The sequence below is a fragment of the Gelidibacter japonicus genome (assembly GCF_010725055.1).
In the GTDB taxonomy this organism is placed as follows: Bacteria; Bacteroidota; Bacteroidia; order Flavobacteriales; family Flavobacteriaceae; genus Gelidibacter; species Gelidibacter japonicus.
Genome location: NZ_BJKB01000002.1, coordinates 385285 through 405496, shown reverse-complemented (window position 1 = coordinate 405496; position 20212 = coordinate 385285). Strand labels below are relative to the sequence as shown.

The 20212-nt window shown below is 37.2% G+C and carries 17 protein-coding genes, 1 tRNA gene and 1 pseudogene; 10 read left to right on the top strand and 9 right to left on the bottom strand.

The window, feature by feature from the left end:
* The first annotated feature begins 5 nt into the window (after positions 1–5).
* Both G6N06_RS03675 and era read left to right on the top strand, forming a co-directional pair.
* The gene (locus tag G6N06_RS03675; protein ID WP_163514702.1) at positions 6–1004 is read left to right on the top strand and encodes a YihY/virulence factor BrkB family protein; all 999 of its coding nucleotides are present in this window, start codon (positions 6–8) and stop codon (positions 1002–1004) included.
* A 110-nt stretch (positions 1005–1114) separates the two neighbouring features.
* Positions 1115–1999, top strand: a complete 885-nt coding sequence (gene era / locus G6N06_RS03670; RefSeq protein ID WP_163514701.1) for a GTPase Era — start codon at positions 1115–1117, stop codon at positions 1997–1999.
* Positions 2000–2218: 219 nt separating this feature from the next.
* Here the strand turns inward: era and G6N06_RS03665 are convergent, their stop codons facing one another.
* Entirely contained in the window at positions 2219–2725 is a 507-nt protein-coding gene (locus G6N06_RS03665) for a GTP-binding protein (RefSeq protein ID WP_163514700.1), read from the bottom strand.
* Positions 2726–2803: 78 nt separating this feature from the next.
* Here G6N06_RS03665 and der point away from each other — a divergent pair, with 78 nt between their 5' ends.
* Positions 2804–4108 (top strand): ribosome biogenesis GTPase Der, encoded by a 1305-nt coding sequence (gene der / locus G6N06_RS03660; RefSeq protein WP_163514699.1) that lies wholly within the window; start codon positions 2804–2806, stop codon positions 4106–4108.
* A gap of 93 nt (positions 4109–4201) precedes the next feature.
* Positions 4202–6979, top strand: coding sequence for an outer membrane beta-barrel protein (locus G6N06_RS03655; RefSeq protein WP_163514698.1), 2778 nt, complete (start codon positions 4202–4204; stop codon positions 6977–6979).
* 77 nt (positions 6980–7056) lie between these two features.
* Here the strand turns inward: G6N06_RS03655 and G6N06_RS03650 are convergent, their stop codons facing one another.
* Positions 7057–8646: a peptide chain release factor 3 gene (locus G6N06_RS03650; RefSeq protein WP_163514697.1), complete on the bottom strand. Its 1590-nt coding sequence runs from the start codon at positions 8644–8646 to the stop codon at positions 7057–7059.
* Between the two features lie 126 nt (positions 8647–8772).
* Between G6N06_RS03650 and idi the strand changes: the two genes are divergently transcribed.
* The 6 genes from idi to G6N06_RS03620 all read left to right on the top strand — a co-directional run bounded on the left by idi (position 8773) and on the right by G6N06_RS03620 (position 12029).
* A complete protein-coding gene (gene idi / locus G6N06_RS03645; protein ID WP_163514696.1) occupies positions 8773–9294 on the top strand; it encodes an isopentenyl-diphosphate Delta-isomerase in 522 nt (173 codons plus the stop codon).
* A gap of 2 nt (positions 9295–9296) precedes the next feature.
* The gene (locus tag G6N06_RS03640) at positions 9297–9707 is read left to right on the top strand and encodes a 6-pyruvoyl trahydropterin synthase family protein (RefSeq protein ID WP_163514695.1); all 411 of its coding nucleotides are present in this window, start codon (positions 9297–9299) and stop codon (positions 9705–9707) included.
* Between the two features lie 70 nt (positions 9708–9777).
* Complete coding sequence (locus G6N06_RS03635) at positions 9778–10749, top strand: type I phosphomannose isomerase catalytic subunit (protein WP_163514694.1); 972 nt, start codon at positions 9778–9780, stop codon at positions 10747–10749.
* A 75-nt stretch (positions 10750–10824) separates the two neighbouring features.
* Positions 10825–11094 (top strand): hypothetical protein, encoded by a 270-nt coding sequence (locus G6N06_RS03630; protein ID WP_163514693.1) that lies wholly within the window; start codon positions 10825–10827, stop codon positions 11092–11094.
* A gap of 56 nt (positions 11095–11150) precedes the next feature.
* Positions 11151–11224: transfer RNA gene (locus G6N06_RS03625), tRNA-Thr, on the top strand.
* A gap of 121 nt (positions 11225–11345) precedes the next feature.
* A complete protein-coding gene (locus G6N06_RS03620) occupies positions 11346–12029 on the top strand; it encodes a M15 family metallopeptidase (RefSeq protein WP_163514692.1) in 684 nt (227 codons plus the stop codon).
* Between the two features lie 179 nt (positions 12030–12208).
* On the opposite strand, the gene G6N06_RS03615 is transcribed toward G6N06_RS03620, so the two are convergent.
* The 7 genes and pseudogenes from G6N06_RS03615 to G6N06_RS03590 form a co-directional block, all read right to left on the bottom strand.
* Positions 12209–14044, bottom strand: a complete 1836-nt coding sequence (locus G6N06_RS03615) for a M1 family metallopeptidase (RefSeq protein ID WP_240337964.1) — start codon at positions 14042–14044, stop codon at positions 12209–12211.
* A gap of 92 nt (positions 14045–14136) precedes the next feature.
* On the bottom strand, positions 14137–14496 hold the full coding sequence (locus G6N06_RS03610) for a DoxX family protein (RefSeq protein ID WP_163514690.1): 360 nt from the start codon (positions 14494–14496) through the stop codon (positions 14137–14139).
* A 5-nt stretch (positions 14497–14501) separates the two neighbouring features.
* Positions 14502–15443: a hypothetical protein gene (locus G6N06_RS03605; protein ID WP_240337963.1), complete on the bottom strand. Its 942-nt coding sequence runs from the start codon at positions 15441–15443 to the stop codon at positions 14502–14504.
* Positions 15444–15764: 321 nt separating this feature from the next.
* Positions 15765–15848 (bottom strand): annotated as a pseudogene (locus tag G6N06_RS19825) (QacE family quaternary ammonium compound efflux SMR transporter); the annotation flags it as partial.
* A gap of 74 nt (positions 15849–15922) precedes the next feature.
* Complete coding sequence (locus G6N06_RS03600; RefSeq protein WP_163514689.1) at positions 15923–17164, bottom strand: DEAD/DEAH box helicase; 1242 nt, start codon at positions 17162–17164, stop codon at positions 15923–15925.
* Positions 17165–17229: 65 nt separating this feature from the next.
* Positions 17230–17382 carry an SsrA-binding protein gene (locus G6N06_RS03595; protein WP_163514688.1) on the bottom strand — a complete coding sequence of 51 codons (153 nt, stop codon included), beginning with the start codon at positions 17380–17382 and terminating at the stop codon, positions 17230–17232.
* A gap of 887 nt (positions 17383–18269) precedes the next feature.
* The gene (locus tag G6N06_RS03590) at positions 18270–20201 is read right to left on the bottom strand and encodes a M56 family metallopeptidase (protein ID WP_163514687.1); all 1932 of its coding nucleotides are present in this window, start codon (positions 20199–20201) and stop codon (positions 18270–18272) included.
* Positions 20202–20212: the final 11 nt, after the last annotated feature.

The window sequence follows — 20212 nt, the reverse complement described above, 5'->3', positions numbered from 1 at the left end:
ATCCAATGAATGCAAAACTCATAAAGAAGTCAGAGCATGTTGAAGAATATTTCAAACTGAAGCATCTCCCTTCCTTATTTGTGAAAAGTTTCAAAACGTGGAATGATGAGGATCCGTGGCGTTTAAGTGCCGTTGTGGCGTACTATTCTGTATTGTCCTTACCTGGACTTATTGTTATTCTGATAAATATTGTGGGTGCTTTCTGGGGACCTGCTATTGTTCAAGGCCAATTGACCCAGGAAATCAGTGAAGTCTTGGGACCGGAAGCGAAAGAAATCATAAAAACAATTATTTCCGAAACACTCAATACGGAGAAGAATATTATTTCTACTCTTATAGGTATTGCCAGTATTATTTTTGGAGCCACTGGGGTATTTTATCAATTGCAGATTTCACTCAATAAAATCTGGAAGGTAGAAGACTCTGAAAAATTCAGTTTAAAAAAACTGCTTACTGATCGTGCCAGAAGTTTTGCCTTTATATTGGTCATTGGATTTTTATTGCTCATAAGTTTTATAATTTCCGCCGTTTTAGGAGTGTTTAGCAACTATATAAAAGAAATGTTTCCACATATTGTACTTTATATTGCTTATCTATTGGACTTGGTATTGTCAGTGGCTGTGGTTACCACACTTTTTGCGCTGATGTTCAAATACATGCCCGACGCAAAAATAAAATGGAAAACGGTGTGGATTGGTGCTTTTATTACGGCGCTTCTTTTTACGCTTGGCAAATATTTATTAGGTCTTTATTTTGGTACGGCAAATCCGGGATCAACTTATGGTGCTGCAGGTGGTATTGTTTTGGTCTTGCTTTGGGTGTCTTATTCGTGTCTCATTTTCTTTTTCGGAGCTGCTTTTACCAAGGAGTTTTCAAAAAAATATGGGCATGATTCGCATACAATTTCGGAAGTGCTTGAGCAGATTGAAAAAGAGGAGCGTGACTCCCAAAATGATCAAGGACCTCGGAGCCCGTCCGACCGGAAGGGACAGGTAAGGCCATGAGAACGACTCTGGAGTTGTTTTTTCGTTCGAGAAAAACCTCAAGATATTAAAACCCATTGTTGGCAATCAACCGTCTTAAATTTAAAACTTATCTTTGTAAAAATTATCATATGATGCATAAAGCAGGTTTTGTAAATATTATCGGGAATCCTAATGTTGGTAAGTCAACATTGATGAATGCCTTCGTGGGAGAGAAACTATCTATTATCACTTCTAAAGCACAGACTACAAGACACCGTATTCTTGGGATTGTCAATGGCGATGATTTTCAGGTCATTTTATCAGATACCCCTGGAATTATCAAACCCGCTTATGAGCTTCAGGCATCGATGATGGATTTTGTGAAATCTGCTTTTGACGATGCCGATGTTCTGTTATATATGGTGGAAATAGGAGAACAGGAACTTAAAGATGAGGCCTTCTTTAAGAAAATTACCACTTCCAAAATTCCAGTGTTGCTCCTATTGAATAAGATTGACAAGTCCGACCAGCAACAATTGGAAGAACAAGTGCAATTATGGTCTGAAAAAGTACCAAATGCGGAAATTTATCCAATTTCCGCCTTAGAAGGGTTTAACGTCAAAGAAGTGTTCGGGAGAATTATTGAACTCTTACCTGAATCGCCAGCGTTTTACCCAAAAGATCAGTTGACGGACAGGCCGGAACGTTTTTTTGTAAATGAAACCATTCGGGAAAAAATCCTAATGCATTATAAAAAGGAGATTCCCTATGCCGTTGAAATTGATACTGAGGAATTTTTCGAAGAGGAAAACATTATCAGAATGCGATCTGTCATTATGGTAGAACGCGAAACACAAAAAGGAATCATCATCGGACACAAAGGTGCTGCGTTGAAAAGAGTAGGCGTAGAGGCCAGAAAGGATCTGGAACTGTTCTTCGGAAAACAAGTCCATTTGGAATTGTACGTTAAGGTCAATAAAAACTGGCGAAGTGACCAGAAGCAGTTGAAACGCTTTGGGTATAACCAGAAGTAGTTTTTTAAGTCTGCTGTAGGCAGTCAGCAGAATTCAGTCTGAGTTTATAGTTAACAGTTGGTAGAGGGTAGTCGGTAGTAGCTATTGAATGGTCAACGTCGATCAATATTAAAATTATCTATCATAGATAGATTTCCAAATACTTTCGATCATTTCTCCGTGTAACTCCGTGCACCTCCGTGAAACTCTGCGTCATAACAAAGCTCTGCGTCATAACTTCTATATCAATCCATTCGTTTTTAGAGTCATCTCCATAAAACCATAAAGTCCATGCATTTCATCTTTTCCTTTCGCTCTTCCGTACCGACCAGCAAAATATAGCACAAACCAAGCCACTACCATTAATAGCATCAGCCCCAAGGGGATTCCATATGGATTTTCTAAGGTCCAATTGGTGTAGGTCCAAATCCCAAAGGCAATAAATAGCCCTGCAACCAAAAAATGTAAAAACATAAACATGGTCCAAATAGTTGGATTAGGTCCAAACAGACCATGGAGTGTGGACGTTTTGTCATTTATCTCATTGATTTCCAAATGCAATTGGGGCGACCAGAACTGTTGTTCATGAGTGGGCAATCGTATAAAAACATGATCGTCAACCCTAACTATTTTATAGGTTTTGCTTGTGGACTTTGCGTCCTCAAATGTTTTTAAGATGATCGCATTGCTATGGTTTAATTCCATTTTAAAACGAGGCCTTAGAACAATTTCGTTTGATAATGACATAGATATAATTTAAAGCACTGAAAAATACTCTATTTTTTTCAGAAAGGAAACACTACCTTTGCAAACAATTTAAAAGTCATGAGTAGTATAGTAGCCATAGTAGGTCGTCCAAATGTAGGAAAATCAACGTTATTCAATCGTTTAATCAAACGGAGGGAAGCTATTGTTGACGCAGTAAGTGGTGTGACCAGAGATAGACATTACGGGAAATCGGAGTGGAATGGTCGGGAGTTTTCTGTGATCGATACAGGAGGATATGTTGTTGGTAGTGATGATGTTTTTGAAATTGAAATTGACAAACAGGTGGAGCTTGCTATTGATGAGGCGGATGTAATTATTTTTGTAGTTGATGTCGAAACCGGAGTGACAGGAATGGACGAAGACGTCGCCAAATTGCTAAGAAAAGTCAATAAGCCCGTTTTTTTGGCTGTCAATAAAGTGGATAATAATAAGCGTGCAGAAAATGCTGTAGAATTTTATTCGTTAGGATTAGGAGAGTATTTTACGATTGCCAGCATCAGCGGTAGTGGTACCGGAGATTTGCTTGATGCGGTAGTGGATGCATTGCCAGAACACGTTGAAGAAGAAGAAAGTGATTTGCCAAGATTTGCGGTTGTAGGCCGTCCAAATGCAGGGAAATCATCTTTTATCAATGCCCTGATTGGCGAAGAACGTTATATCGTCACTGATATTGCAGGGACGACAAGAGACGCCATTGACACAAAATACAACCAATTCGGATTTGAATTTAATTTGGTAGATACTGCGGGAATCCGTCGTAAATCAAAGGTAAAGGAAGATTTGGAGTTTTACTCAGTAATGCGTAGCGTTAGAGCCATTGAGCATTGCGATGTAGTGTTGTTGGTCCACGATGCCACACGAGGGTTCGATGGACAGGTTCAAAATATATTTTGGTTGGCTGAGCGCAACAGAAAAGGCATTGTGATTTTAGTCAATAAATGGGATTTGGTAGAAAAGGAAACCAATACTGTGAGAGATTACGAAAGACAAATTCGCAAAGAGATTGAACCTTTTACGGACGTACCAGTTATATTCATTTCTGCGTTAAATAAACAACGAATTTTTAAGGCTATTGAAACTGCCGTAGAAGTTTATAACAATCGCTCCAAGAAAATAAAAACAAGTAAACTCAACGAGGTGTTGTTGCCAATTATTGAGAATAATCCACCGCCGGCATTAAAAGGGAAATACGTCAAAATTAAGTATATCATGCAATTGCCAACACCACAGCCTCAATTTGCTTTTTTCTGTAATTTGCCTCAATATGTAAAGGAGCCTTACAAGCGTTTTTTAGAAAATAAGCTTCGCGAAGAATTCAACTTTCATGGTGTTCCCATCAGTGTTTATATGCGAAAGAAATAGAATTTAGGTTTTATTTATAGTTTTTTTAAGACTTGTGTTGGATTTGTCGGTTATCTTCGGATTCTGAAAAGCTATTAATCGTCAAATTACCTCATGAAGAAACTTCTGTGTACGTTCGCATTATTGTGGACCTGTATGACCTTTTCCCAAGGTAAACCTTTTAAAATTTCAGGCACTTTGATTTCAGAGGTCGATCAGTCACCACTGGAATCGGCAACCGTTTATCTGGAAACGCTTAAAGATTCTACGTTAGTTACCTATACCATTTCTGATAAGAACGGGGCGTTTGTTCTGGACAATAGGACTTATGAAGACTCCTTAAACTTGATTATTTCCTATATAGGGTTTGAAACGTATACCCGAATTCTCAAAATCGGCAAAGACCCTCTCAACCTGAAAATTATTCCGCTAAAAACGGCTAATGTATTAGATGAAGTGGTTGTGAGATCAAGAGCGCCCATTACCATAAAAAAAGACACCTTGGAATTTAACGTGGCGTCTTTTAAAACCAAAAAAGATGCCAATGTCGAAGATTTATTAAAGGAGCTTCCTGGCGTAGAAGTGGATGAGGATGGCGCAATTAAGGTCAATGGCAAGGAGGTCAATCAGATTTTGGTTAATGGCAAGCCGTTTTTTGGCAATGACCCTACGATTACCACCCGAAATCTGACTAAGGAACTAATTGAAAAAGTTCAGATTACGGACACAAAATCCAAAGCAGAAGCGTTTAGCGGTGAGAAAGGGGACAACCAAAATAAAACGATTAACCTGACCATAAAAGAAGAAAACAATAAGGGTGTTTTTGGGAGGCTAGCTGCGGGTGCAGGAACTGACAATCGTTTTGAGTATGCGGGAATGGTCAATATGTTTGATAATGAACAGCGATTGAGCGTTCTATCTGGAGGTAATAATATCAATTCGTCGGGCTTTAGTTTTGGTGAAATTAGAAGGATGTTTGGGGGTGCAAGAAGTATGTCGGTGAGTAGTGGAGGTTCTTTTACTATTGATGGCCGATCTTTTGGAGGAGGCCAAGGAATTACAACCTCAAATACTGCTGGTGTGAATTATGCCGATGAACTTGGTAAAGACAATGATCTTTCTGCAGATTATTTTTTCTCTGGTAGTAATTCAAAGAATGCGACCGTCACTGAACGGGAGAACTTTTTGCCGGATTCAAGATACTATACGAGTTCTACTTCCAATTCTGTTAATGATACCGATAGTCATAGAGCCAACATGGCTTTTGACATAAAGATCGATTCAACTTTAATGGTCAATGTTAGGCCTTCCTTTAACTTTTCTAAATCCACTAATACTTATGAAAAACAAGAAGCTTCGCGAGGTGAGGACGGTGTTCTCACCAACCAGTCAGAGAGTGCTTCATTTGTTGAAACCTTTGGAAAGAATTTTGGTAATAATCTAAATCTCACAAAGAGGTTTGGTGCTGATGGTGCATTTGTAAGAGTGAATATGAACGCCAATGTGAATGCCACAAATTCTGACGATTATTTAGACTCCGAAACCAATATTTTTGGTGATGATCCTAATGATATTGTAAGAAGGCAATTTACAGATGGTGAAAGGAGTTCCAACAGATTAAATATGGGAGTCACATATCGATTGCCTTTGGAAGCGAAAAAATGGTTTCTTGATTTTAAGTATGGTTTTAGTACAGATAAACGCAAAGATCGTAGAAGCACCTTTGATTTTGATGAAATGTCTCAATCGTATGATAATTTTAATACGGAATTGAGCACCGATTTTATCAACAAGAACCAAACGCAATCTCCCAACCTTAGATTAGTCTATAATTCTGATAAAATGACTTTTAGATTGGGGTCTGGATATACCTATAGAACAATGGAAAATGCTGATAGATTGAGACCGGAATTGAGCTTGAAGGAAAGTTTTAATTTTCTGGACCTAGATGCCAATATGAATTACCGTTTCAGTCCAAAATCCTCGTTTAATTTCAGATATGATTATCAAAATGATGCCCCTGAAATATCTCAATTACAGCCTTTTGAAGATGTTTCGGACCCATTGAACACCATCATTGGAAATCCGAATTTGAAACCATCAACAAGGCATAGTTTGAATTTCGGGTATAATAGTTTTGATTTTCAGAAACGAACCGGGTTTTATATGTATGCCAATGCCAATTTAACTGAAGACAGAGTGGTGTCCATGACCACAGTTGATGATAATTTGGTTAGAAATACGACCTATACCAACGTTGATGGTAATTATTCGATGTTTATGGGTTCAAATTTCAGTAAGGATTTTAAGATAGATTCTTTACAAACCATTAAGTTTCGTGTTGGTTTATCGGGAAATTTAAGTCAACAAGTCAATTTCAATAATGATGTGAAATACGCCGCCACAAGCACCAGACTTAACCCAAATCTCGAAGTGACTTATCGATGGAAGAGTCTTTTTGAAATTCGGCCGAACTATCGTCTCTCCTTTACCAAGACACGTTACGACTTGGATGATTTGGACAATCGAAATTTTATGAGTCACAACTTAGGCATTAGAACGGCAACATTTTTTCCTAAAAATCTCGAATGGCGTAATGATATTAATTATATGTACAATCCTAATGTGGCCCAAGGTTTTCAAAAGAGTGCCTGGTTTTGGAATGCTACTTTGGCATACTCTGTTATGAAGGACAATGGTACGGTGACACTAAAGGTTTATGATCTGTTGAATCAAAACACAAATGCGCGACGCACTACAACCGAAAATTATATCCAGGATTCACAAAGTACCGTCTTGGAACAGTACTTTATGTTAAGTTTTAGCTGGAAATTCAATAGCTTGGGTCCAAAGGGAGAAAGTGGACGGGATGAGGTTTTTTATTTTGACTAAAAGCACGAAGCCTGAAGCACCAAGCAGGTCTTTGGATTGTTTTCTTGGAACTTGGTACTTGATTTACTGTAATTTAATTACTTGTATTCCGAAACGAAATGAAACTTAATGCTCGGATAGGTTTGTTGTGTCATTTGCAATGTAAATTGAGAATCGGCTAAAAACACCAATTGGTCTTGTTTATCCTTTGCCAAATACCGATGTTTTACTCTTAAAAAATCTTTGTACTCCTCATTTTTCGGATCGGTCGGTTCTACCCAGCAGGCTTTGTACACATTTAAATTTTCGTAGGTACATTTAGCGCCATACTCATGTTCCAATCGGTATTGGATGACTTCATATTGTAGGGCACCAACGGTTCCGATGACCTTTCTGCCATTGAGCTCCAAGGTAAATAGTTGTGCCACACCTTCATCCATTAACTGATCGATACCTTTATAAAGCTGTTTTGATTTTAATGGATCAGCATTATTGATGTATCTAAAGTGTTCAGGAGAAAAGCTTGGAATACCTTTGTAATTGATGATCTCACCTTCAGTAAGTGTGTCTCCTATCTTAAAATTACCAGTATCATGTATACCTACAATGTCCCCCGGATATGAGACATCCACAATTTCTTTCTTTTCTGCAAAAAAGGCATTCGGACTGGAGAATTTCACTTTTTTATTGTTTCTAACGTGCAGATACGGTTTGTTGCGTTCAAAAGTGCCCGAAACAATTTTTATAAAGGCCAATCGGTCACGATGGTTCGGATCCATATTGGCGTGAATCTTAAATACAAAGCCTGTGAATTCCTTTTCATCCGGTTGCACCAAGCGTTCTTCGCTTTGTTTAGGTCTTGGTTTTGGGGCAATTTCCACAAAACAGTCCAGTAGTTCCCTAACCCCAAAATTATTTAAGGCAGATCCAAAAAACACCGGTTGTTGCGTTCCGTTTAAATATTCATCTCTATCAAATGTAGGGTAGATACCTTCTACAAGTTCAATTTCTTCACGAAGTGTATCCGCTGCTTTTTTTCCAACGAGAGTGTCTATTTCTTTAGATTCCAAATCGGAAATTTCAATGGTTTCTTCAATGTTCTTTCGATTACTGCCACTAAAGAGATTGATGTTTTTTTCCCATAAATTATAAATACCCTTAAAATCATAGCCCATTCCTATTGGAAAGCTCATAGGGACCACTCTTAAACTAAGTTTTTGCTCTACTTCATCCAACAAATCGAACGCATCTCTTCCTTCACGATCGAGTTTATTGATAAACACAATCATAGGGATATTTCGCATTCTACAAACCTCTACTAATTTTTCGGTTTGTTCTTCCACACCTTTAGCAACATCAATAACGACAATAACACTATCTACAGCGGTTAGGGTTCTAAATGTATCTTCGGCAAAGTCCTTGTGCCCAGGCGTATCCAGAATATTTATTTTCTTGCCTTCATATTCAAAAGCCAATACCGAAGTGGCGACAGAAATTCCACGCTGACGTTCAATTTCCATAAAGTCACTCGTCGCCCCTTTTTTGATTTTGTTGCTCTTTACTGCACCAGCCTCTTGAATGGCACCACCAAATAATAATAGTTTCTCGGTCAGTGTTGTTTTTCCAGCATCTGGATGTGCAATAATACCAAACGTGCGTCGTCTTTCTATTTCTTTCTTAAAACTCATATTCTACTTAAAATGGGATGCAAAGATACTATTATTGAAAGCAAATTCTGTAGAAGAATTAGACCGATTTTAATTTTAAGTTAACAATGGTGCTTTTTATAACTTTTGTTGGTATTTTTGTAAGCTATGACTGAAGAAAGAGTAATTCTCGTTAATGAAAAAGACGAGCAAATTGGCCTCATGCCAAAGATGGAGGCCCATGAGAAAGCGCTTTTACACCGTGCTTTTTCCGTGTTTATTTTTAATAACAAAAATGAGCTGATGTTACAGCAGAGGGCGGCACATAAATACCATTCGCCATTGCTATGGGCAAATACCTGTTGTAGCCACCAACGAGAGGGCGAAACCAATATTCAAGCAGGGAAACGCAGATTGCAGGAAGAAATGGGATTTGTGACCGAATTGGAAGACACCGTGTCATTTATTTACAAAGCACCGTTTGACAATGGTTTGACAGAACATGAGTTTGACCATGTCCTTATCGGTAATTATGAAGACGCGCCCATTATTAATCCTGATGAGGTTGCCGCTTGGAAGTGGATGCCATTAGAGGAAGTAAAAGAAGATATGCTGAAACGGCCAGAGATTTATACAGAATGGTTTAAGATCATTTTTGATAAATTCTACGAACATATAAATAGAGGATAATCATGATTGTTACGGTTAGCAGAAAAGCACATTTCAATGCCGCACACCGGCTTTTTAGAAAGGATTGGAGCGATGAGAAGAATGCTGAGGTTTTTGGTAAATGCAGTAACCCCAATTATCATGGCCATAATTATGAATTGACTGTAAGTGTCACGGGTGGCATTGATCATGAGACCGGATTTGTGATGGATATGAAAGTTTTGAAGGACATCATAAAGGAAGAAATTGAAGATTATTTGGACCATAAGAATTTGAATGTTGAGGTGGAAGAATTCAAAACCTTAAATCCAACAGCCGAAAATATAGCGGTTGTGATCTACGACAAAATTAAACCAAGATTGAAGCCATCGCTTGATCTGACCATAACCTTGTACGAAACACCTCGTAATTTCGTCACCTATTCAGGGATCTGACCCATGAAAACCGAAAGAGAACTTTCCAGGGCATAAGTGCTTATTGGTTTTAAATTAAAATTAAATTATTGTGAAAAACACTCTCTACCCCTTAAAATTCCAACCCATTCTTAAAGATAAAATTTGGGGAGGCAAAAAATTAAAATCCTTATTAAATAAAGATTCTCAATTGCCAAATATAGGTGAGAGCTGGGAAATCAGCGATGTGGAAGGAGATACCTCTGTGGTTTCAAATGGAAACTTGGAAAACCAGTCCTTAAAACATTTGTTGAGCACTTACAAGGCCGATTTGATTGGTGAAAAGAACTATAAGCAATTTGGAAATAAATTTCCATTATTGATCAAGTTTATAGATGCTAAAGAAGATTTGTCCATTCAATTGCATCCTAACGATGAATTGGCGGCAAAACGTCACAACTCCTTCGGTAAAACTGAAATGTGGTATGTGATGCAAGCAGATTCTGGGGCCAACTTGATTGTTGATTTTAATCAGAAAATGACGCCTGAGTTATATCTCGAACATTTAAAAAATAAAACGCTTCCTAAGATTCTCAATTTTGACAAGGTGAAGGCGGGCGATACTTATTTTATTGAAGTAGGACGCGTACACGCCATTGGAGCAGGGGTTTTACTTGCAGAAATCCAGCAGACCAGTGACATTACCTATCGTATTTATGATTGGGACCGGAAAGATGACTTCGGAAATGAACGCGAACTCCATACTGATCTGGCCATAGATGCCATTGGATTTGATATGGAAGACAATTTCAGGGTGTCTTATGAAAAGACATCCAATCAATCGAATCCAATGGTGAGCTGTCAATATTTTACGACCAACTTTTTAAAGGTGGATAAAGCGCTTCAAAAAGAAAACACTTACGATTCCTTCGTTATTTATATTTGTGTGGAAGGAGAGGCTGAAATCAAGACAGCCAACCATTCCGAAGTTGTAAAAAAGGGAGAGACTATCTTGCTTCCTGCGGCACTTCGCTCTTATCAAATCCTTTCCCAAGGAGCCACCTTATTGGAGGTTTATGTGTAGTTAAAATATACCCAATCCATTGTAGAGGGGATGTTATAATTGATTACTTTTGTAAAAATTTTAAAAAATATAAAAATGGCAAATGTTAGAGACCTAAAAAAAGATATTAATTATGTTTTAGGCGATATTATTGAAGCGGCTTATGTATGGGAATATGCAAACACTGGCAAAGACACAAAGAAAACTGAAGCTATTGTTGATGAAGCCATCACTACTTTTGATGAATTGATTGCAAAAGTCAATGAGAAAAATGTAGAAAACAAAAAGGCGCATTTCAAAGCTATCAATGCTGAATTGGAAACTAGAGGACAGGCGCTGATTGAAAAAATCAATGCCTTAGATTAATTTTTTTCAAAAGATTTGCAAATATGATTTTCAAGATTATATTTGCAGTCTCTTAGGCCGATGTAGCTCAGCTGGCTAGAGCAGCTGATTTGTAATCAGCAGGTCGTGGGTTCGAGTCCCTCTATCGGCTCTTAGTAAAACCTCTCTTTTTGAGAGGTTTTTTTGTTTCTCATCTTTAGGGCTTAAAATGCGATTTCTTTTTAAACAGGGGGTCTGTCCATAATGTTTATTTTATTTAACTTAGCATCACTATGAGGAAAAAAATCGGATTGCTTTTAGTGTTGGTTGTAGTAGGTTTTGCATTTGTGAAATCACCAGTAGCGCAATTACCGGAAGGATTTGTCTACGTTAAGGATCATATTCCTGATTTGGAAGTTGAATTGCGATATTTCACCAACAATAACTTTATCGGAATGCCCATTGAAGGCTATAATTCCAACCGATTGATTTTTACTGCTGAAGCCACAGAAGCCTTGAAGAAAGTACAGGAAGATCTCCGAAATCAAAACCTGTGTCTAAAAGTTTACGATGCCTATAGGCCACAGCGTGCGGTGGATCACTTTGTTGCCTGGTCAAAAGACTTGGCGGATACCATAAAAAAGCGTGAATTTTACCCAGAGGTTGAGAAGCAGTTTTTGTTTAGGGACGGGTATATTGCTTCAAAATCGGGACATAGTAGAGGAAGTACCATAGATTTGACCATTATTGATGCTGATACCGGGGAACCTTTAGATATGGGTGGTCCTTACGATTTTTTTGGCGAACTATCTTGGTTGGATTATACCGACCTCACGGAAGCCCAACTGCAGAACCGTCAACTCTTACAAGACATGATGCTCAAATATAATTTTAGAAATTACCCTAAGGAATGGTGGCACTTTACCTTAAGATGGGAGCCATTTCCGGATACTTATTTTGATTTTGTGGTGGAATGAATTTGCAGCAGACCCACCTGTCGGCCGGCAGCTTACGCAGATTTTAGCAGAAAATTCCAAAAAGATAAAGCTTTCTGATGGGAGTAAATGTCGATAGGAGCTTTTGGGGGAAATAAAATGAAATCAATAGTATAAGATTCTGCCTTTTATTCCCGACAAATTTGTTGACGTCTTATAAATTATTTGATCACTTCTTCCTCAGGTTCAAAACCCAGAAGATCATCAATCGTTTTTACAGTGACCGAATGATAATTTGGTCGCGATTTTTCGTAGATCTTCAGTGCATCTTCCATTTTGTTATTTCTTTTAAAAGCTTTAAAAATAGTTTCCACATACCAACGTCGTCCTACTGAAGTCAAAAACTCTTCAATTTTCGCGTCCACATTTTTTCCGTGATAATCATGATTTAAAGCTTGTTCGTACCAAACCATCTGAATATAGGAATTTGAAGAATTGGTGAGGTTCAAAATATCGTCCAAGGTCTTCATTTGTTCCACCGTCATGGTCGCTGGAAAATTTCTGATAAAATGCACCCATTCTTGGGGTGTCCAATCTTTTGTGACTTCCTTATCAAATTTGCTTTCCACTATGAATTCTTGAAGGATATGATCGACATTTTTGAATTTTTCAGAAGTAATGACGGCTTGGTTTTGGGGAATTCCTGGCTGGTTGATCCATTCATCCGTATTAAAACTAATCTTATTTTTTTCTAATAAATTGGTGTTGAGGTAAGTCACAAATTTTTCTGTGGTCATGGTTGAGAATGCATGTTCTTTAAAGTACTGTTTGAGAAAGGCGTCAAATTGATCACGCCCAACAGTTTCTTCCAAGGTTCTTAAAAAGAGATAGCCTTTGTCATAAGCAATACTGTTCATTCCATCGTCTGGATTTTTACCTTTCAAATTGAGCTTGAGTTTGGTGGCATTTGGGGTGTCCTTTAAGTTCGTCAATTCGTCATCTAAATCCTGTCTACTTATCAGTGCAAGCATATCCGCATATTCTTTCCCGTAGAGGGCTTCCATGATGCGCATTTCAAAATATACGGTAAAGCCTTCGTTGATCCAAAAGTCATTCCAAGTGGAATTAGTGACCAGATTACCAGACCACGAATGTGCGAGCTCATGTGCAATCAATGAGGTTAAGCTTTTATCGCCGGCAATTACAGTAGGTGTGGCAAATGTCAATCTCGGATTTTCCATCCCGCCAAAAGGAAAGCTCGGTGGAAGAACAATAACATCAAACTGCTCCCATACATAATCGCCATAAAGACTTTCAGCGGCTGAAACCATTTTCTCCATATCAGAGAATTCATCGAATGCTTTATTATGCATCGATTTTTCAGCATAAACACCAGTGCGTTCGCTAATGGCTTTGTAACTTAAATCGCCCACAGCCAATGCAATTAAATAAGCAGGAATGGCTTGTTTCATTCTAAAATGATACAAACCGTTTTCAGTTTTTTCCTTCGGATTTTCAGCGCTCATAACAGCCATCAAGTCTTTAGGCACTTGAACATTGGCCTCATAGGTCAAACGTATTTGTGGGCTATCCTGAATAGGGATCCAAGTTCTCGTCAAAATGGCTTGACCTTGTGTAAATAGAAAAGGCTTGGTTTTATCGGCGGTTTGTTCTGGCTTTAACCATTGTAAAGCTTCCGTGTCTTTTGTGGTTTTATAGGTGATTTCGATTTTTTTGGTGTCTTTTGTTATGGTAATGGTTAGCGGTTGTCCCAATATTTTGTCGTTGGCTCCCAATGAAAATTCAGTTTCTTTGCCATCGGCCATAACAGATTCAATATCTAGGTGTTTTGAATCTAAGATTATTTGGGTACTGTTATTGGTTACAATATCATAAGTTGCTTTTCCCTTTATGATTTCATTATCAAAATCGACCGAAATATCTAAGTTCAAGTGGTTGATAAACGCATTGTTTGGCCTGGCATAAGAATGTGGTTCTTCTACATAACTGTAAACAACTACTTCTTCTTTTTCTTTAGGTTGTGCACAGCCTGACATAATACATAAGATTAAATAAAATAAAATTTTGGGAGTTTTCATTGCGGTTTAATTCGATTAAGTTATCTAAGATAATATGTTCATGGCTGAAATTAGAGTTGAAAATACCAGAATGCCCAATACATTAATGCAAATTGTAAAGGAATTCGAAGTAACAAGATCCAGAGAGGAATGCCAGCACCTGCTTTTTTACTGGTTAACATATAATAATGTACGATTAAAAACACGACGAGCATCGCTATAATACCTGATATGGCGAGGTTTTTTGTTGACGGAAAACAAAGACCAATTCCTAAGGCAATCTCCGCTATCCCACTAAGGAATACCAGGAGTTTAGGTTTGGGTAAGTATCTTGGCATGATTCGTAAATACATTTTAGGTTTGATAAAATGCATGGTGCCGGCGAAAATATAGATTGCAGCCATTAAGTAAAGATGCCAAGGATAGATCATGAATTTCAGTCTTTATAAGCATTAAAAGTGAGTCCGATACCGTAATTATTTAGTCCTGATTGGAGGAGGGTGGATTGAAAGTTGCTGCCTCTCTCAAATCGGGTCCATTTATTGTCATTGACAAAAACGCGTTTGACATAGGTTTTGTTTTCTGAAATTTTGTCCGTAAACGGAAGGAGCGGTCTGAAATTGGTCGGAATCTTTATAATGCTCCCATCATTGGATTTGATTTCCTTGTATTTTTTGTTGGACAATAATTTGCCCTTATCGTCCGTATAGCCCAAAACTTGTAAGGATACAAATACACCCGATTGCGGAATGAAAATATCTTCATCTGAAACGTCCAAAGTAAATTTGTCGCCATCCTTTTCCGTGACTCTGAAAACAATGGTGCGTAAGCTGATTTCTTTTCCGGGGTGACCGTTTTCATTGTTGTAAAATTTTACCTTGAACAATGTAGAAAAGGGTTTCTTATCGGCATTGGAGCGTTTTCGTTTTTCCCAGTCTTTAGACTCTAAGGTTATTGGGAAATGCACTTTGGTGATTTTTTTCAAAGCCTCGTCCGGATTATTGAAGTAAACTGCAATTTCAGATTCTATAGTGGGCAACCAACATTTGTAATAGTCGTCATCTAAATAAGGTTTGATGTCTTCCACCTTGAATTTCCGATCTATTTTAGCCGAAATTAATACTTCGTCCAAAGCATTAACTTCCGGATACATCAGAAGGGTTTCAGGTAAGTTTGCGGTTGCTACTTTGAGGTCTTTAAAGCCTAATGCAGAAATATAGAGTGTATCAATATCTGGATAAAGTCTTTTTGTAAAGATAAATTGGCCTTCATCGTTTGCAAATAAGCCGTTCCCGTTGTTAAAGGAAACCGTTGCATAAGACACTGGGTAATTCGTTTCTGCATCTTTAATAGTGGTTTGAGCAAAATTTATACTCACACAAAGGAATAATAAATAAAACAATATTGATTTATAACTCATAGGGATTATTGTCATTAGTGCGACGTTCGTTTTTCAAAAATCGTAAATCGTAAGCTATGTCTGCCAGGGGCTATGGTTTACTTCTTTAAAAGATGCTTTTTTAAAGTTCAAGACTTTAAAGATACATTTATTAATAAAAAAAACGGCCAACAAAATGTTAACCGTTTAATGATAGCATAAATATTTACAGATAGCTGATTTTATGAGAACTAAAGTTAAGAAGTCCGCGGGTTCATGTTCATGTCTACACAAGGAGACTAAAAATGCGATATACCTCTATGTGGCAGCAGCGCCCGTTGCATATTTTGCTTTTTCTAAACTTGCCGCAAACCCAACTTCAAATAAGCCACCAATAATCAACATGCCCCAATTCGTAAATTGAAACTTTAACTATAAATTGAAACTTCAATCTCCATGCTTCCGACTTCCCACTTTAATTAATACCAACGTTTCTTTTTGCTTTTCGATCCTTGTCCTTTACGCCCTTTCTTATGCTTACTTCCTGTTTTTTTAGAGGTATGAATAATAGGTTTCGCTTTTGGATCCAAAGGGTAGGGATGATCTTCTTCAACCGGAATCTGTATGTTGATCAATTGCTGAATACTCTTGACATAGGCTTTTTCATCGGCAGAACAGAAAGAATAGGAGTTGCCAAAATGCTCTGCACGTCCCGTTCTTCCAATACGATGCACATAGGTTTCTGGCACGTTTGGCATATCAAAATTGACCACGGCATCCAACTCATTGATGTCAATGCCTCTTGCGGCAACGTCTGTTGCAATAAGAATATTGGCTTCACCATGCTTGAATTTGCCAAGAGCAGCTTGTCGGTCACTTTGGGTTTTATCACCATGAAAACTCTCTACCTTATATCCATTTTTAATGAGGGTTTGCTCGAGTTTTTCAACCCCAAATTTGGTTCGTCTAAAAATAAGAATATTGCCTTTGATTGTATTGCGCAACAAATGGAGGCACAATTCTATTTTGTGCTGTTTTGGAACATAATACAATACTTGGCTCACGTTTTTTGCCACAGACGACGTGGGTGTTACTTCCACCCGTTCTGGCGACTTTAAAATGGAGTTCGCCAGTTGTTCTACCTTGAAAGGCATGGTTGCTGAAAATAGTAAAATTTGCTTTTCATCAGGACACAGACGTTCAATTTTTGAAACCTCATCGATGAAACCCATATCGAGCATTAGGTCGGCTTCATCTAAAACCAAAATTTCTATATGGTCCAAATTGATCTGGTCCTGTTTGTGTAAATCAAGCAAGCGCCCGGGCGTGGCAATAACAATGTCGACACCTTTTTTAAGAAGGTCAATTTGTGGATCAATGGAGGCACCACCAAAAATCACCATGGTTTTTAAATTGGTATAGGCACTGTAAATCTTAAAGTTTTGGGCAATTTGTATGGCCAATTCCCGCGTCGGACTGATGATCAAGGCCCTGATTTTTTTTGCTTTTTTTGCTTCATCTTGATGGTCAAAAAGAAGTTGCAAAATGGGAAGTGCAAATGCAGCGGTTTTTCCCGTGCCTGTTTGCGCAGAGGCGATGACATCTTTTTTGGCCAAAACCAATGGGATGGTTTTTTCTTGTACTAAGGTGGGGATTTGGTATCCGGATTCGGCTACTGCTTTTAAGATGGGTTTATTGAGTTGTAAGTCCTTAAATGACATTGATGATTATTTTCTGCAAAGATAGCAGAAAATAGAGTTGGAATTTGGGGATTGGAGCTATGGTTTTAATCTAATGCGTTTTTGGTAACAAATACACGCCAACCAATGATGGCCATTTGAAGTTTGGAAGCTTTGGAAAGATCAAGCTGGCGTTTTGAATAGCTTGGAAGTAGTGTTTTATTGATCTTTGCCAATAACTTGAAAAAACTTCGCTTCATAATGTTCTAATTATAACGTGGATGATTTGTGTCGCATCTGTAACAAATATAGAGATAAAAGTCTTAAAGTAATTAAAATAACCACGATGCTATAAAAACTAAGATCAAAACTCATTCTAGACTGAGTTTTACTTAGTTTTTGCGTTTAGCAAATCGAAAAAATAATAACGATTATAATTTTGGCAATTGTTATCATAATAGCAGTGTTTTAAAGGTTAATACGTTGTTCTTAATTGCAATTGTGATTTCAATATATAGGTTTTAAAAATGATGTTCCTAATGTTTTAGTAGTTTTTAATGAATTTGACTTTGAATTTTAAATTAAAATGATGATTACTATATCATATATGTGTGATATGTCTTGTCTTAAGTTTGTTTTTGTAACAACAATTATGTTATTTTGTTTTAGAATGTTAGTTTTGAAGAATGTTTTTTTTGATCATTTTAAAAAACTTAGATGGATGTTGTGCTAAAAATTTGAAGTTTCAGTGTTTTCATCTTTCTAATGAGCAGCGCTCTTCATTTTATTGAATTTCGGAAATTGTTAAATTCATTGTTTATTAAGTTCCGATGTTTTTCATATGATTTTGATATGTATCTTTATTAAAAACCTCATAATGAAACATATAGCTGTAATTCTTCTTTTATGATCTTTTCAGCAATAACCTCCGCACCAGTGGTTATTAATGAACCAGTGGTTATTAATGAAGGGGATTGATTCTTTTCTCCGATTTTGGATTGTCAATAGGCATTTGTTTGATGCGATTGGAATCGAAAGGAAAAGCCCTGACCAAAAAGATTGTGGTCGAGTAACAATGACGAGTTCAAAAAAACAAAGCCCAAATTCATAATTGAATTTGGGCTTACCTAATAGACTTAAATCGTTGTTATTTCTTTTTCGTGGTAACAATGATCACACCATTTTCACCTTTCTTTCCGTATTGTTTTGTAGCCTGTTCACCTTTTAAAACAAAAACAGATTCAATATTTGTCTCATTAATGGCATCCATCTGTTCTCTTGTGGTTTCTTTTCCGTCCACAATGTATAGTGGAGGGTTTTTGGAGTTTGATAACAAATTCGAAGGTCTTTCATGGATGATTTCAGTATCTTCATCAACTTCAAGTTTTATGATTTTTTGGTTGATTTGATTTTCGAAAATTATTTCTTGGTTTTCAGATTTTGAAAAGCCATCTTTTTTGGAAGTAATAAGAATCACGCCGTTATCACCTTTTTTTCCATACTTTTTAGTGATGGCTTTATCTTTTAAGACTTGAATATTAAGAATAGAGTTTGGATCAATGGTGTCCATTTCATCGTTCTTAATTTTCTTTCCATCTAAAAAAACCAAAGGCGAACTTTCATCATTATTAAAAATATGGGTTTCGCTGTTTGTTTTTTTAACAGTTATGACTTTGTTGTTTTCGTCAATAGTATTTTTATAACTGACTTTTCCAGTTGTGTTTTCAATGAATATGGTGTCCTTATTTGTGGCGTTTTTGTTTATTTTTTTTCCAACAATACGGAAAGAATTCTCTTTAGGATCAGTAGTGGATTCTGAAATTATTACTTGTCCGTCTTCATCCGTTATGATATCAAAAGATTGACTTAATTCTGAAGTTTGTTGCCCTACATTAATTGAGTCGTTAGAAGGATTAATGGAGATTTCAATGGGACTAATGGGCTGTGATAGATTTATGGAGGTGTTTCCACTATTATTTTTGTAATCAAACTTGATCTTAATGGCAGTAATCTCATTTTTTATATTCCGCTTCACATTCTTAAAAGAGATAATGGCACCTTTATCTGCAAGCTTCTCTTTGATGAAATCGAGCTGTTGGTCCTTAGTGTCTTTGGTCACCACAAATTTTAAAATATTTTGTTGATCGCTTTTTGCGGTTTCTTTTTCTGCAACCGTAGTTTGTGCAATAATTTCGGTGTTAAAAGTCATGGCAAAAATGACCAATAAAGGCACGACAATACTGTATTTCCAAGTGTTCATAAGGTTTGATTTTGATTTGTGTAGCATAACGATTCGTTTTTTGACTTGTCCCAAAGTGTTGAAAAGCGTGATTTGCTTTCCAAATAGCTTAAGGCGGATTGATGAATTATAAAAAGTGTTGACGATATTTAAATTTTGTTCGGGCAAACTCGTTTTCAGCAATAGCTTTTGGTATCGTTCATCATTTTTAGACTGTTTTTGTGTGTGTTGATCGGCAATGAATTCTAAATTTTGTTTGAGCACTTTTCTGTATAGCCAGATAAAAGGATTGAACCAAAATAGAGCGGCGGCAAGATCAACTAAAACCGTATCTATGCTGTGTGATTGAGAAGCGTGGATCTTTTCGTGCTGTAAAATGAGTTCCAGTTCTTTCTCATTAAATAGCTTCGGATTAAAAACAATCCATTTGAAAAATGAAAACGGCGATAGGGATTCTGAGGTCCTTATATAGGTGTACTTGCCTGATTTTTCCTTGTCGTTTTTATTGATGAGTTTCATTAATGAAAGGAACTGGATAAGTAATCGGCCCAAAAAGAAGCTTACGCCAATGGCATAAACCCACAGTGTTAAGGTGGTCAAATCAAAAGATGGCTCTGGAGTAGTTTGAGCGGTTGTCGCGATCACGCTAAATCCACCATTAGTCGTCGCCGGCATGTCTACATAGATGGGTATCACTAACAAAGGAAATAGAATGGAAGTGATAAGTCCCAATAATAAAAACCATCGGTTGGCTTCAAAAAAGGTTTCCCGTTGCAAAAACAGAATGTAGCAGATGTAAAAAACGGCAATCAATGCACAGGATTTTAATAAATATTCCATAATTAGTGCGT

Coding starts and splice junctions, on each gene's coding strand:
- G6N06_RS03675 (WP_163514702.1), top strand. CDS start 6: ATGAATGCAAAACTCATAAAGAAGTCAGAGCATGTTGAAGAATATTTC.
- era (WP_163514701.1), top strand. CDS start 1,115: ATGATGCATAAAGCAGGTTTTGTAAATATTATCGGGAATCCTAATGTT.
- G6N06_RS03665 (WP_163514700.1), bottom strand. CDS start 2,725: ATGTCATTATCAAACGAAATTGTTCTAAGGCCTCGTTTTAAAATGGAA.
- der (WP_163514699.1), top strand. CDS start 2,804: ATGAGTAGTATAGTAGCCATAGTAGGTCGTCCAAATGTAGGAAAATCA.
- G6N06_RS03655 (WP_163514698.1), top strand. CDS start 4,202: ATGAAGAAACTTCTGTGTACGTTCGCATTATTGTGGACCTGTATGACC.
- G6N06_RS03650 (WP_163514697.1), bottom strand. CDS start 8,646: ATGAGTTTTAAGAAAGAAATAGAAAGACGACGCACGTTTGGTATTATT.
- idi (WP_163514696.1), top strand. CDS start 8,773: ATGACTGAAGAAAGAGTAATTCTCGTTAATGAAAAAGACGAGCAAATT.
- G6N06_RS03640 (WP_163514695.1), top strand. CDS start 9,297: ATGATTGTTACGGTTAGCAGAAAAGCACATTTCAATGCCGCACACCGG.
- G6N06_RS03630 (WP_163514693.1), top strand. CDS start 10,825: ATGGCAAATGTTAGAGACCTAAAAAAAGATATTAATTATGTTTTAGGC.
- G6N06_RS03620 (WP_163514692.1), top strand. CDS start 11,346: ATGAGGAAAAAAATCGGATTGCTTTTAGTGTTGGTTGTAGTAGGTTTT.
- G6N06_RS03615 (WP_240337964.1), bottom strand. CDS start 14,044: ATGTCAGGCTGTGCACAACCTAAAGAAAAAGAAGAAGTAGTTGTTTAC.
- G6N06_RS03610 (WP_163514690.1), bottom strand. CDS start 14,496: ATGATCTATCCTTGGCATCTTTACTTAATGGCTGCAATCTATATTTTC.
- G6N06_RS03600 (WP_163514689.1), bottom strand. CDS start 17,164: ATGTCATTTAAGGACTTACAACTCAATAAACCCATCTTAAAAGCAGTA.
- G6N06_RS03595 (WP_163514688.1), bottom strand. CDS start 17,382: ATGAAGCGAAGTTTTTTCAAGTTATTGGCAAAGATCAATAAAACACTA.
- G6N06_RS03590 (WP_163514687.1), bottom strand. CDS start 20,201: ATGGAATATTTATTAAAATCCTGTGCATTGATTGCCGTTTTTTACATC.